General features: G+C 55.9%; 1 protein-coding gene. It reads left to right on the top strand.

The features are described from left to right. On the top strand, positions 1 to 295 hold a 295-nt coding region (locus OB13_RS14275), incomplete at both ends, for a hypothetical protein (RefSeq protein WP_461490843.1).

The raw sequence follows: 295 nt of genomic DNA, 5'->3' as shown, positions 1-295 counted from the left end.
CTGGGAGATCCTGGAAGGCCAGGGCACAGCCCAGGTAAAAGTGAAGATCGGCACAATGTCGGGTAATGTAGAGGTTTCTGCTGCCAACGACTGCGGCGCCAGCAGCAACGCAACCAAGGCGATCACCGTGTCTGATATTCCTGTCGCACCAACTGCTATCAGCGGAGAAACGACCCTGTGTGCCGGCTCTGAACATACTTATTCGATCGATCCGGTTGATGGGGCTACCAGCTATGAATGGGTGGTGCCGACAGGCTGGTCCGTTATCGGCAGCCGCACTTCCAACACCATTAAG

Source organism: Pontibacter sp. HJ8, from assembly GCF_054824225.1.
The sequence above is the reverse complement of the archived record's forward strand: the minus strand, read 5'-3'. Positions and strand labels throughout refer to the sequence as shown.